The following is a 13,656-nucleotide window of genomic DNA, read 5'->3' on the forward strand; positions in this document are numbered from 1 at the left end:
ATTTTTAATGCGTTAGCCCTGTAGGATGCGACTGAAAAAGTTACATTATTTTCTTTCCGTTATGCGGTAAGTGCAACGGGAACCATTTTCGATAATGTATTCTATTCTGCTGATCGAATATGATGGGCCGATAAGCTGTTGAAAATTGCGAAGTTCTGAACGACAAAAACCTTGACATTCAGTTGCTGCGGCACATATGGGACAGTGATTTTCAATGAGGAGATAAGATTCGGCTTCTTTTTTCCATTCTGCCATATATCCTTCTTCCGTTCTCTTGGTAGCGATAATATCAAGTTTTTTTTCGATAGATCTGGTATCAGATATGGCATTCATATATTTCTGATATACTTTTGACTCGCGGTCGGTGATCAATAGATCCAAGGCATTCTCACCAAGCACCTGTTTAATGGATTGCAGGAGTTGTACAGTAATGTCAGCATGACTATCTGGAAATTTTGCAAGCCCTAATGGTGAAAGGCAATAATAGGTGGATGGTCGGCCTATGCCTTCACTTCTCGCATAAGATTCTATTAGGTCCTGATTAGCAAGATTGAGCAGGTGTTTGCGGGCGCCCTCTTTTGTAATACCCAACTCTGCCGCAATAAGCGCAGCCGTAACCTCGCCTCGCATTTTTAATAACATTAATATTCTATCTGCTGGAGCCTTCTGCATTTGACAATTAAAAAGTTGTTTTAATGTTTTCTGAACAAAGATACTATTTTTTAAATTGTTGCTATAATCAATAGTATTAAAGTTTTTGTCTAGCAGAGGATAAATTTTATGACATTAATAAAACAACTATTTGGTTGTTTTATTAATGTCTATTAGTTAGTTTTGATTCATTATTAAAACAATAAAACTAAAATAACATGAGCAAATTTCAATTACCAGATTTATCATATGCCTATGGGGCACTTGAACCTTATTTTGATCAGGAGACAATGACGATTCATCATCAAAAACATCATCAGGCCTATGTTGATAATTTAAATAAAGCCGTAGTCGGTACAGGTGCTGAAGTTATTGAATTGCAGGATATCCTGGCGGAGGTGAGCCAATATAGCCCAGCTATTCGCAACAATGCCGGAGGGCACTACAATCATTCCTTGTTTTGGCAAATTTTATCTGCAACACCGAAAACAGTACCTACTGGAAAGTTAGCAAAGGAAATAGATGCAACTTTTGGTTCCTTAGATGAGTTGAAAACAAGGATAAAAAACGCAGGACTCGGACAATTTGGTTCTGGATGGTCTTGGCTTTATATTAAATACAATGGTACTTTGGATGTAGTAGCGACGCCCAATCAGGATAATCCTTTGATGGATACCCAATTGACGAGTAGGGGTGTGCCTATCTTGGGTGTTGATGTATGGGAACATGCCTATTATTTGAAATATCAGAATAAAAGAGCAGACTATTTGGATGCGTTTTGGTCTGTCTTAGATTGGTCTGCCGTCGAAAAGCAGTACGAAGAAGTGATCGATAAATTGATTTAAAACCTTGAACATTCAATTAAGCGGATATACTAATTATAAAATAACATGTTTGTAAATAAGGTTGAAAATTCGGGTATATTGGCGTTTGATCTCATTGATTTCAAAAATATAGTTGAAATTATAGAATTTGACATCAAAATACTCTTTTACCAAGAAATGATTGTCCGCGAAAAGGAATTTAAGGCTTCCCTGGCTGCGTTGGACCTGAAGCCTTTTATGGGCAAAGCAGTCGCATTTACTTGTTCCGTTGACGCAATTATTCCACCTTGGGTATATATGGCGTTAGCCGAAAAATTCCATCCTGACGTAGTATATTATGATTTTAAAAGTGTGGAAACAATGGAACTGGAGTTATGGACACAGCATTTGAAGCTTGCGGATCTTTCCTTGTATCGGGATCAAAAAGTTGTTATAAGGGCGCGACCAAATATGCCTGAATCACTTTATATATTGGCTACTTCACGTTTAATTCCGATTGTCAAAACATTGATGTACGGGGAAATCGGTATGCCAAAGGTTATTTTTAAAAGAACATAAAGAAATCATGAAAGCATTAATATTTAATGGAGCTTTGGAGCGGAGACAAGAATCTACTTCGGGTATATTATCTGATTATTTCGCTGAACAACTGAATCAGCTTGGGATAGCGAACAGCGTGTTTAATCTGGCTGATAGTGGTATTCCACTTTTTGATAGTAGTCTTAGCAGGATACCGAATAGTGTAAAGATTATGAATAATCTTTTTTTAGAGGCAGATGTACATTTTTGGCTATCTCCTTTATATCACGGAAGTATCCCTGGTGTAATGAAAAACTGTTTGGATTGGCTGGAGATAAGCGCAAAAAATAGTCCGGCATATCTTACGGATAAAAATATTGGGCTGGTTTGCTGGGCAGATGGGGTGCAGGCTTTACAAGGGATCAACGCAATGGATACGATAGCAAAATCATTACGGGCATGGACCCTGCCTTTTAGCGTGCCTATTGTTAAAAGTGGACTATTTGAAACCTCTAGTTCAAGGAAGCTTTCTTCAACGTATCAATGTAAATTAGACCTGTTGATTAATATCGCAACAACTAGAACGGCAGTGTTTGAAACATTATCGGGACGTTCATAAAAATTTTATTTTGATAAAAGCAGTTTAGATAATTGCTGCGTCGGAGAATATAAAGCACCTTGATCACTATCGAGGTGCTTTATATATTTTTAAAATTGCTTAGTTTTGAAGGACCATGTGTCGAAGAGTTCGTGTCCACCGAATTTTCCAGAATCACACATTTAACGAGGCGCATCTCGCTAAAAATGCAATAAACTGTTTTTATTGTTCATGTTATATAAGGTATCTGATTAAATGGGCTTACAATGTCGGGTTTTGTTAAAGTTAATTGTATGCTGTGCGATGTGTTTTGCTGTACAGACGACAAAAGCGCAGGGTTTTCTGCCCTTAAATGAGGAGAAATATCGGGCTGATGCCGAAATGCTGTTGAAATCAACTTCAGATGACAGCGTAAAAACACTACAGTACTTTTATTTGGCGGATTACTACAGGTTTCGTGATACAGCGAGATTCTGGGAAAATATGCGGCGGGGGGAGCAGATGGCCAAACCATTCAAAAGCCTTCAGGCCATGGGGGCACTTTATAAAAGCTTCTTCTATGGCCAATTTTTAGATAGTGAGCGTGCAGAGGTTGAAGCCCAAAAATGCGTGGATATCCTGGGGAATGCCAAGCAGCCCTTTCAGCAGCAGCTCTTAGCCAAAGCTTGGTATAATCTGGGCTTAATTCGATTTCCGAAAAAAGGGTTTGCTGATTTTTTGGATATACTCAATGGTAAATGTCTGCCATATGCCAAAGCACACGATCCCCTCATGGAAGGTGCGATAAATACGATGATCGGTATGACCTTTATGTCATCCAATCAATTGGTAAAAGCAGATGAGTATCATCAGATGGCGATCAAACAGCTTGAACAACAACCAGCGAGCACAGCATTACTGGTAGCCTATTTAAATGCCGTTAGTACATATTGTTATCAGGTAAAATCAAAAGAGGCTCGATTGCTATTGGATAAAGCTAAGCTCCTTTTAGGTAAGAATCCAAACTCTTCTCAGCTACCCAATTACTATTACAATGAAGCGCTCTATTTTACGACGAAACAACAGACGGATGAAGCGTTACGAATGCTGGATATTGGTTTGGACTGGTCGAAGAAAATGAACAATTGGAAATCCTACCAGATGATGCTGTTTAGAAAGTTTAATGTCTATTTGATGCAAAAAAAATATGCTGAAGCGAAACTGCCATTGGAGGAAATTATAAAAAATGGATTGTTGACACGCGATCTTTACAACAGTAAAATTGTTTATGGTCAATTGGCAGCGGTCAATGAACTCATGGGGGATTATAAAGAAGCACTTAAGATGTCCAATGTGGCGAGTAAGCTCTCTGATAGTATACAGAAGGTACAGCTTTTGGAGAAGATGAACGAAATGGAGGCTAAATACAAAACCGTAGAAAAAGAAAAATTGATTTTAAATCTACGTGCAGAAAAAGATCGCAATCAATTAAAGATCTTGCTTGTTTTAGGTATTGCTATTTTACTTTTTATCGTTGTTTTATTTGTTACATTTTCCTATAAAAAACAACGGAAACTGAATGGACAGATCCAGATGAACCATGAGATTGCTTTAGAGAAATTGGCAAAGGAAAAGCAGTTGCAAATTTCCGAGTCCATGCTCAAAGCTGAAGAGCAGGAACGGCAGCGTATCGCACAGGATTTGCACGATAGTATTGGCGGAATGTTGACAGGATTAAAGTTTAAGATCGCTGGAGGGCAGACTGATGAATTCAATTTGACGGATGAATTACCTCACAAACTGAACGATATTTTGGGCGAAGTTCGACGGATATCGCATAATCTGATGCCCGAGTCATTACGGCAATTTGGTCTGATAGCAGCATTGGAACAATTGTGTCTTTCGATGAGAAATAGTAAGGTTCAGATCCAATTTGAAAATTATGAGGACGAAGTGCGCCTGGACTTCCAAAAAGGATTGGCAATATATCGGATTGTCCAGGAGGCGATCTCAAACGCATTGAAATATGCAGATGCAGACCTCATTATTGTTCAGGTAAGTAAATCACAGGGGATATTGCAGATTTTGATAGAAGACAATGGAAAAGGGTTTGATTCTTCCGTCGCAAATTATGGAATGGGATTAAATAATATGGTAAAGAGAATTAAATGGATTAATGGATCTATTGATATGCAGAGTAAAATTGGATCTGGTACCCAAATTGAAGTAGGAGTAAGTGTTTAGTTAAAAACTAATGTATGAAAATTATTGCCATATTGGATGACCATCCTTTATTATTGGAAGGCGTAACGTCTTTTCTCAATAACCAAAACGGGTATAAAGTATATTCATTTCTGGAGGAAGTATCATTGATCGAATTTTTGGATTGTACAAGTGTAGATTTGGTGCTTATGGATATGCAGCTTGTGAATACCAGCGGATTGGACGTCTGTTTGCAAGTGAAGAAGCTGTTTCCCATGATTCCGGTTATTGCACTGAGTAATCTGGCAGATCGTAATCTTATTTTTCAGTTTATGCGAAATGGGGGAAAAGGTTACATATTAAAAGATGTGTCTAACGGAGAATTCCTTCGTTGTGTAGAGCTTGCATTAAATGGACAAGAAGCGCTCTGCGATAGTGCGAGGGCGCTTTATGTTGGGGCAATATCTTCTATGGAATCTCTTCCTCGTTTAACACAAAGGGAAAAGGAGATTTTAATTATGATATCCAATGGCCATACCAGCAATCAGATTGCGGAGAAGCTGTTTTTAAGTCCCGTTACGATAGAAACACATCGACGCAATCTCTTGACAAAATTTAAGGTGAAAAATATGGTCGAATTGGTGCAACTTGCCTTGAAGCACAAATTATTAGGTCTTTAAAACGTCATATAATTGTTTTAATGTTCACCATAACCTACATCATCTAATTTTCCTTTAAAGACTCGAAATTGGATGATAAAATAAGCGACTACCAAAATTGCCGCAAAAATAAACCATCCTAAACCTACAGCGAGCCCATATTCATGTGCAGCAGCATTCTGTATGGTCAGTGATGGGTTTATAGTATTGGTCGAAGGAAGTAGGGTAGGAAACATGGAGGCTACTGTCGTCGCAAAACTTCCTAGTATAAATAGCGCTGAGAAGAGAAAACCGATGCCATCTTTTTTGAATGTTCTGATCCAAAACTGTCCAAATAAGCCAATAGTTGCGATCAATGGGAAGATCCAAAGCCAATAATGATTTTGCAGATTATTCAGGGATATCGGTTTTACATAATGCCAGACATAAGCCGATAGGAGGACCAATGCAAGTAATACGAAATTCAGTTTAAATATGATATTTTTAAGCCGTTGATTTAAAGTACTGGATGTTTTTAATATGACCCATCCAGCACCATGGATTGTCAGCGTTACGACTGCCACTAAACCTAATATTACCGTAAACCAGTCAATAATGCCTTGATGTTCGGCCAGAGGATCAAAGGTGGGATTCCAGAGTGCCAGGAAGAAATAATGCGGTTCCTGAGTAGATACGCCATTTTCGACCATGCCAAGGTTAACTCCGCGGACCACATTGCCTAAAGCGGCTCCAAAAAAAAGCGCAAGAAGCAGGCTCGCCAGACCAAAAGCTTTGTCCCACAAGGCTTCCCAAAGCCTATGATGCACTTGACCTCTCAGTTCAAGACTTATTGCCCTAAAGATCAGTAACCATAATACCAGCATGAGAGGGAGATAGAATCCACTGAAAGATGACGCATAAAGTGTGGGAAAAGCAAAGAATAAAACTCCACCCGATGCGATCAGCCAAACTTCATTTGCATCCCAAAATGGACCGATTGCATTTGTTACAGCCTTCTTCTCCTGTTCGGTTTTAGCAAAAAATAAATGCACAATTCCCGCTCCAAAATCATAACCGTCGAGGACTACATAGATACCCAACATGAAAGTTAATACAACAAACCAGAATATTTCCATGACAAATTAGTTTAAAGCGATAGGAGTATGAGGCTCGGGGCCTTTTCGAATAATTTTCAATACTAACATAAGGAACAACAATCCCAAAAGAATATAGAGTCCGACAAATCCCAATAAGGTAAATAACGTATTACCAGAAGATACCGTGGGCGATACACCATCTACCATACGCATCAGATTGTAGACCAACCAAGGTTGTCGTCCTAGTTCGGATGTATACCAGCCTGCCGTATTGGCGATATAGGGAAAAGGGATCATAAACATAATAATCCACAGTAACCATTTGGTCTGATACAACTTATTTCGCCAAAGTAAAAAGCTACCCAATACCATGATTCCAATGAATATTGTCCCTAAACCAACCATGATGTGATAGCTATAATAGAGCCCAGGAACATTTGTGGGATGTAATGAGCCGTCGAACTCGTTTAGCCCTTTTATTTCAGCATCCCAGCGTTGGTAGGTAAGAAAACTTAGGACATTTGGGACAGCAATTTTATTGTCAAGTTTTTTGTTTTCCATATCAGGTTGGCCGATAAGGACAATCTCAGATCCTCCCTTCTCTGTTTTAAAGATTCCTTCCATGGCCGCAAATGCAGCAGGTTGGTATTTAACAACATTTTTGGCGGCAAGGTCGCCTGTTGGGAATGCGAGCATAACGGATGAAATGGCGCCAAAGATAACGCCGCTTTTTACGAATATCTTTCCAAATTTGCTATGTCTGTCGCTGAGGAGGTAGAAAGCTCCGATAGAGGCAACAAAAAAAGAACTTGTAACCAAAGATCCAGCTTGATTGTGGAGATAAGAAGGCCATAACCATGGATTGCTAAATAAAGAACTGAAATTGTTCAGCACAAACTTGCCATTTTCGAGAATTTCATAACCTACAGGGTGCTGCATCCAGGAATGCGTGGCAATAATTAGAAATCCACTGGCCCAAGACCCAATGAATACCATCAAACCGGAGAGAAAGTGTAGCTTGTGACCAAGTAATTTTTCTCCGAAGAGAAACATTCCCAAAAAGGAAGACTCCAGGAAAAATGAAAACATACCTTCCATTGCTAAGGTCTGTCCAATGATCCCCCCTGTAAGTTCAGAGAATTTTGCCCAATTTGTGCCAAATTGAAATTCCATGGGTATACCTGTCACAACACCCATGGTAAAATTGAGTGCAAAGATCTTCATCCAGAATTTTGAAGCATTGTTGTAATCTTCATTGTGAGTTTGTAGAAATTTCCATTTGAAATAGACAATCATCAATGATAATCCCATGGTCAATTGGGGAAATAAATAGTGGAATGTGATTGTAAAGGCAAATTGAAGCCGATTATAAAGAATCATGTCTTCCATGGATCCGAAGTTTTGGTTAATGACATTTAAATATAACCATTTTTTTGTCGTGCCGGCCTCTTAATTCGCTTTATTTTTTTTGATAAAATGCAATATTGTCGAATAAATTAACTGTCGTTAACTTGTATCCATAACAGAAAATAGATCAGCGATCGACCAGATAAAATACCCTTTTTAATAAGTCTGTTTTTTTGTCTTATCTTCGTCCAAATAATGGAAAATAGCAAAAGGGAAGAGAAACATCGGAGACATGAAAAAAGCGATAATTTTAATGGGTATTTTGCTGATACCTATACTTTTTATTGTGCTCAACAATAAGGCCAGGGGAAAAGTTTCGAAGGATAATATCATATTTCGGGATAAATTATCCGACTATGGATTGTTTAAAGGGAAAATAGCCGATCTTGTACCAAATGACCAAGGTATTTCTTACGAATTAGCTTCGGCATTATTTACAGATTATGCCGAAAAAAAACGTGTTATTTTCCTTCCAAAAGGAAAGAAAATTGTGGCATCAGATCATGGATTGCCAAATTTTCCGGACGGAACCATTATTGCTAAAACTTTTTTCTACCCGAAAAGGGGTACTTCCCAAGAGTCAAAATCAATATTGTTGGAAACGCGCCTCCTGATTAACGAAAGTGGGCAATGGAATGCAGCGACCTATCAATGGAATTCGACTCAAGATGAAGCGTTCTTACTAGCTGACAGCGCAGCGGTTCCCGTTTTATTTTTAGATGGTAAAAGCGTAAAAAGGCAGACAAATTATATTATTCCTTCCCGCACAGATTGTATTGCCTGTCATCGTCAGGGAGATCGCATATTACCTATAGGTCCCAAGATCAGAAATTTAAATCGGGTAGTCTTGCGGGACCGTGATACAATCCAATAATTGGAATATTTGAAAGCTAGAGGTATAATAGATATTCCACCATTGAGACTAGGTTCGCTGCCCAGCTACGATGACCTGAACCAATCTACTGCGCATAGGGCAAGAGCCTATCTGGAGGTGAATTGCGCACATTGCCATAACCCTATGGGAACAGCCTATATGACTATGCTGGATCTTAGATTCGAAAGTCCGATTAACGAAACCGGAATTTGGCTTAAACAGGCAAAAATTATTGGACGAATGTCGGTATTGGGAGAGATGCACATGCCTCAAAAAGGAACCACTCTACTTCATGAGGAGGGTATAACGCTAATTAAAGGCTATCTGCAGTCCCTCAAATAAATATTTAATAGACTTTTAAAGCATTGATAATTAGTTTATTATGAGCTTTTTTTTGTTCATCGCGGATCGGATTTTGCCTGTGTTTTTAATAATATCTATAGAATTAGTAGATTATATTGAAATATCTTTTATATTTGTGGGAGACAACAAAGATATTAAAGACAAAAAATGGTGTCTTCTTGGCAGAATAAAATTTTAATACATGGTGAACTATATCAACATTAGTAAAATCACATTCCTTATAAATATTACTGTAAAGTCTTTAATGGCTAAATCCTCTTCTGTAAGAAAAATGGGAATGTGTATTATAGGATAAATTTCCCTTATCTTTTCTCAAATTGACATTAGGGGAGGCGCTCGCCTCCCTCAATGTCTTCAAAATAGAAACAAGTTTTCGATTGGCGTTGGCACTTGTTCGTATTCAGGAATAACATCCTATTTAGATGTTTTTGACATTATTGATCGAAATAATAATGTTGAGATTATCATTGAAGAAAACATTAGAAAAGCATGTTTTTGACCAAAAAATAGTTCTCGTCATCCATTTTTCAAATGAGACTAACCAAAATACTAATTTAGCATAAAATCCAAATTGGTAATTTCTTATATTGTGACAATGTTTCCAACTAAATAATGCTATCATGATACGGTATACCAAACTTTTCATGGCAATGACCATGTTTCTCTTCGCTACATTTGTTAATGCACAAAATAAGAAGCCCAATATAATTCTGATTCTTACAGATGACTTAGGGTATAGTGACCTCGGCTGCTATGGGAGTCCAAATATTTCAACCCCTTTTTTGGATTCTATCGCTAATAGAGGCGTGCGGGCAACAAACTTTATGGTGTCAACTCCCTCTTGTACCCCTTCTCGGGCATCTTTGCTGACCGGCCGATATGCTTCTCGTTATAATCTACCGGCGCCAATTGGTCCGGGATCAAATCTCGGACTACCTGATGAAGAAGAAACCATTGCCGAGCTGCTAAAAAAAGTAGGTTATAGGACAGGTCTGATCGGTAAGTGGCACCTTGGCGATAAACAGGCGTATCATCATCCCAATAAGCAAGGATTCGATTTTTTTTATGGTATGTTATATAGCCATGATTATCGAGACCCTTATGTAAAAACAGATTCAGTCATAAAAATTTTTAGAAATAGGAAGCCAGAGGTTGTAGCACCTGATGATTCAGATTTAAGTACATTATATCATAAGGAAACGGTGAGTTTTATAGAAAACCAGGATAAAGATCATCCTTTCTTTTTGTATTATGCGCATAATTTTCCTCATTTACCATTGGCTTTTGCCAACAAAAAGAATAAGTTTGTTGATCAGCAGAATGCAGGACCATTGGGCGCAATCATGCGTGAGTTAGATCATAATTTTGCCGAGCTCTGGAAGACCGTAGTGAAAAAAGGATTGGCGGATAATACGATTTTGATTTTCTCCAGTGATAACGGTCCTTGGATTGCATATCCTTCAAGGATGTCGGACGACCATGCGACCAAAAACTGGCATGCGGGGACAGCCGGTGTATTTAAAGGATCGAAAGCTGAAACTACTGAAGGTGGGGTCCGTGTTCCATTCATCGTGTACGGAAAAGGATATGCACAGGAAGGTAAGGTAATTAGACAAGCGATCAGTAATTTGGATCTGTTGCCAACGATAGCAAAATGGACAGGGGCCCCTCTCCCAAAAAAATCCATCGACGGTCAGGCGATAGATGCCTTACTAAATGGTAAAGCGAAAGATCTAAAAACACCACATCGCCCGATATTTTTGGTAAACTACGGCCATGTAGAAGCTGTCCGGTCGGGAGATTGGAAATATAGGCGTATACCAGCTGGTGTCAACCAGATATCTGGAAAACCTTATGATGCGGTAGAAGAATTACATAATATTGCATGGGATCCGAGCGAAAGAACGAATATCATAATGGATTATCCGGAGATAGCGCAAGAACTTCGAACCTTGTTCGAGGGCTTTGATGGAAATATGAAGTAAAAGATGAATCAAATTTTAAAAAAAGCGACACCTTTTGAAAAAGGTGTCGCTTTTTTTGCTTTAGCTTAAAGCAGTTTGAAGGAAACTTCTTTAACATCTCGACTATTGGGACCAATGTAAATTTTAAAATCCCCGGGTTCAGCAACATAATTAAGATCATTATTAAAGAACTTGAGATCTTTGAGTTGAATATCAAATTTAACTGACCTGACTTCGCCTTTCTTCAAAAATATTTTTTGAAAACCTTTTAATTCTTTAACCGGACGGGTGACAGAACCAACTAAGTCCTGAATATATAATTGAACGGTCTCCTCTGCGTCGTAGTTACCTGTATTGCTAATATCAATACGTGCTTGAATGGTGCCATCGTTGTCCAATGTGTTTTTATCCAGATGAATCTCTCCATAAGCAAAGGTCGTATAACTCAATCCATAACCGAAAGGGTAGAGTGGGGAATTGCTAACATCTAAATAGTTTGATTTAAACTTTTCAAAATCCCCGGAGTTTCCATAAGGTCTTCCTGTATTTTTATGTGCATAATAGATTGGGATCTGACCAACATTGCGCGGAAAAGTCGCTGTAATCTTTCCTGAAGGAACAACATCTCCATATAAGACATCAGCAACAGCCTTTCCCGTTTCCGAGCCGCCGAACCAAACATTTAAGATCGCCGGAACATGGGCATCTTCCCAAGTAAGCGTTAGCGGTCTCCCTGTAAATAATACGAGCACAATTGGTTTTCCTGTTGATAATAATGCTTTTAAAAGGTTTTGTTGATTTTTAGGTATGTCCAGCTCGGAGCGGCTTGAGCTTTCTCCGGACATTTCTGAAGATTCTCCGAGTGCGGCAACAACAACATCTGATTGTTGAGCAACTTTTACGGCATCTGCGATAATTTCTTCTTCTTTCCGAGGATCTCTTACTATTGTACGCCCAAACATTGTCGCATGCTTTTGGTAGGTAGGATCTTCCAGCAGATTCGTTCCAAGATGTGTCAGGATGTTTACTTTATTACCCAGCACCGCCTTCATTCCTTCTACTAATGATGCTGTTTTCTCTAATTCTGCACTCACGCTCCAGGTACCCGGCATATTAGCTCCTGAATTGGCTAAAGGGCCAATGACGGCAACTGTGCCCGTTTTTTTTAACGGAAGAATCTGATTTTCATTTTTCAGCAAAACGAATGATTTAGCGGCAATTTCTCTTGCCTTGGCATGATTTGCAGCCGAACCTATCACAGTTTTCGCACGCTGATCATTACAATAACGGTATGGATCTTCGAATAGCCCCAATTTATATTTTGCTTCCAACACAAAACGGCAAGCTCTGTCGATATCAGCGAGTTTAACCTTGCCTTCGTCAAGCGATTTTTTCAGTGTTGTGAGAAAACCTTCACCTACCATATCCATATCAACACCAGCGTTCAGACTTAATGCCGAAACCTGTTGTAGATCGCCGAGGCCGTGCGCTGTTAGTTCATTGACAGCCGTATAATCTGTTACAACTAAGCCTTTAAAACCCCATTGCTTGCGTAGCACATCGGTCATCAACCATTTGTTGGCTGATGCGGGTACGCCATTAATATCGTTAAAGGAGGTCATTATACTGCCAGCTCCGGCATCTATAGCTGCTTTGTAAGGTGGTAGATATTCATTGTACATGCGATGGAGGCTCATGTCCGTGCTATTATAGTCCCGTCCGCTTTCTGCTGCGCCATAGAGTGCAAAATGTTTGACACAGGCCATCATTGTGTTGTGTGCTGCTAAATTATCCCCCTGGAAGCCTTGGACGATAGCCTCAGCTACTTTTGAGCTTAGGTAAGTATCTTCACCAGCACCCTCGGAGATACGTCCCCATCTCGGGTCTCTGGAAATATCCACCATCGGCGAAAAAGCCCAGTTAATGCCATCTGCTGTCGCTTCTTCTGCCGCTATGCGGGCAGATTGTTGAATTAAACCCATATCCCATGTCGCCGCAAGGCCCAAAGGAATAGGGAAAACAGTGCGATAGCCATGTATGACATCCATACCGAAGATAATTGGAATCTTTAGCCTAGACTGCTTGATTGCAATTTCCTGGGTCTTGCGAATTTTGGATGGCGTACTCATACTAAAGATACCACCAATCTGGCCATTTCGAATTTTAGCGTCCACGTCTGTGGAAACCGTTGTTCCTGTTGTCGCCTCGCCGCCGGTAACAAGATTTAGCTGCCCGATCTTTTCTTCGACTGTCATCTTGGCCATAAGCTGGTTAATGAACTCATCCATTTTTTGATTTGACTGTGCTGGACTCACATGCCAAGCAAGAAATGCAAGAAGGAATGTTCCTACTACTTTTTTCATTGTATTTTTTTGTACGTTATGAACTAAATGTTTTAATTGAGTGCATAACACCCGATTTAGTTGCTGATTTTATAAAATAAGCTTGTGTTGACTAAGAGCTTCTTGTTGACAATTTTATATTTTCGTGGAGGGAACCATTTTCAACGTGTGACAGATTAAAAATGATTCCGAATTTCC

12 protein-coding genes are annotated in these 13,656 nt (G+C 39.2%); 8 read left to right on the forward strand and 4 right to left on the reverse strand.

Going from position 1 to position 13,656, the window contains the following annotated elements:
- Positions 1 to 45: 45 nt before the first annotated feature.
- Positions 46 to 642 carry a helix-turn-helix transcriptional regulator gene (locus tag B4G94_RS18585; protein WP_286860847.1) on the reverse strand — a complete coding sequence of 199 codons (597 nt, stop codon included), beginning with the start codon at positions 640 to 642 and terminating at the stop codon, positions 46 to 48.
- 227 nt (positions 643 to 869) lie between these two features.
- Between B4G94_RS18585 and B4G94_RS18590 the strand changes: the two genes are divergently transcribed.
- From B4G94_RS18590 to B4G94_RS18610, 5 genes are all read left to right on the forward strand, one after another.
- Complete coding sequence (locus B4G94_RS18590) at positions 870 to 1,496, forward strand: superoxide dismutase (protein ID WP_108633119.1); 627 nt, start codon at positions 870 to 872, stop codon at positions 1,494 to 1,496.
- A gap of 45 nt (positions 1,497 to 1,541) precedes the next feature.
- Entirely contained in the window at positions 1,542 to 2,033 is a 492-nt protein-coding gene (locus tag B4G94_RS18595; RefSeq protein WP_165308181.1) for a DUF2480 family protein, read from the forward strand.
- 7 nt (positions 2,034 to 2,040) lie between these two features.
- Positions 2,041 to 2,613 (forward strand): NADPH-dependent FMN reductase, encoded by a 573-nt coding sequence (locus tag B4G94_RS18600; RefSeq protein ID WP_108633121.1) that lies wholly within the window; start codon positions 2,041 to 2,043, stop codon positions 2,611 to 2,613.
- A gap of 255 nt (positions 2,614 to 2,868) precedes the next feature.
- Positions 2,869 to 4,815, forward strand: coding sequence for a sensor histidine kinase (locus B4G94_RS18605; protein ID WP_286860851.1), 1,947 nt, complete (start codon positions 2,869 to 2,871; stop codon positions 4,813 to 4,815).
- 14 nt (positions 4,816 to 4,829) lie between these two features.
- Positions 4,830 to 5,453, forward strand: a complete 624-nt coding sequence (locus B4G94_RS18610; RefSeq protein WP_286860854.1) for a response regulator transcription factor — start codon at positions 4,830 to 4,832, stop codon at positions 5,451 to 5,453.
- Between the two features lie 17 nt (positions 5,454 to 5,470).
- Here B4G94_RS18610 and cydB read toward each other — a convergent pair whose 3' ends face one another.
- Together cydB and B4G94_RS18620 are read right to left on the reverse strand one after the other, a co-directional pair.
- Positions 5,471 to 6,547: a cytochrome d ubiquinol oxidase subunit II gene (gene cydB, locus B4G94_RS18615; RefSeq protein ID WP_286860857.1), complete on the reverse strand. Its 1,077-nt coding sequence runs from the start codon at positions 6,545 to 6,547 to the stop codon at positions 5,471 to 5,473.
- A gap of 6 nt (positions 6,548 to 6,553) precedes the next feature.
- Positions 6,554 to 7,897 carry a cytochrome ubiquinol oxidase subunit I gene (locus tag B4G94_RS18620; protein ID WP_286860860.1) on the reverse strand — a complete coding sequence of 448 codons (1,344 nt, stop codon included), beginning with the start codon at positions 7,895 to 7,897 and terminating at the stop codon, positions 6,554 to 6,556.
- A gap of 250 nt (positions 7,898 to 8,147) precedes the next feature.
- Between B4G94_RS18620 and B4G94_RS18625 the strand changes: the two genes are divergently transcribed.
- The 3 genes from B4G94_RS18625 (at position 8,148) to B4G94_RS18635 (ending at position 11,137) form a co-directional block, all read left to right on the forward strand.
- Positions 8,148 to 8,789, forward strand: a complete 642-nt coding sequence (locus B4G94_RS18625) for a hypothetical protein (protein ID WP_286860862.1) — start codon at positions 8,148 to 8,150, stop codon at positions 8,787 to 8,789.
- Positions 8,790 to 8,798: 9 nt separating this feature from the next.
- The gene (locus tag B4G94_RS18630) at positions 8,799 to 9,131 is read left to right on the forward strand and encodes a hypothetical protein (RefSeq protein WP_286860865.1); all 333 of its coding nucleotides are present in this window, start codon (positions 8,799 to 8,801) and stop codon (positions 9,129 to 9,131) included.
- Positions 9,132 to 9,772: 641 nt separating this feature from the next.
- A complete protein-coding gene (locus B4G94_RS18635) occupies positions 9,773 to 11,137 on the forward strand; it encodes a sulfatase-like hydrolase/transferase (RefSeq protein ID WP_286860867.1) in 1,365 nt (454 codons plus the stop codon).
- A 65-nt stretch (positions 11,138 to 11,202) separates the two neighbouring features.
- Here the strand turns inward: B4G94_RS18635 and bglX are convergent, their stop codons facing one another.
- Positions 11,203 to 13,479: a beta-glucosidase BglX gene (gene bglX, locus B4G94_RS18640; protein ID WP_108633129.1), complete on the reverse strand. Its 2,277-nt coding sequence runs from the start codon at positions 13,477 to 13,479 to the stop codon at positions 11,203 to 11,205.
- Positions 13,480 to 13,656 lie beyond the last annotated feature (177 nt).

This window comes from Sphingobacterium sp. UBA7625, from assembly GCF_002484085.1.
Lineage (GTDB): Bacteria > Bacteroidota > Bacteroidia > Sphingobacteriales > Sphingobacteriaceae > Sphingobacterium > Sphingobacterium athyrii.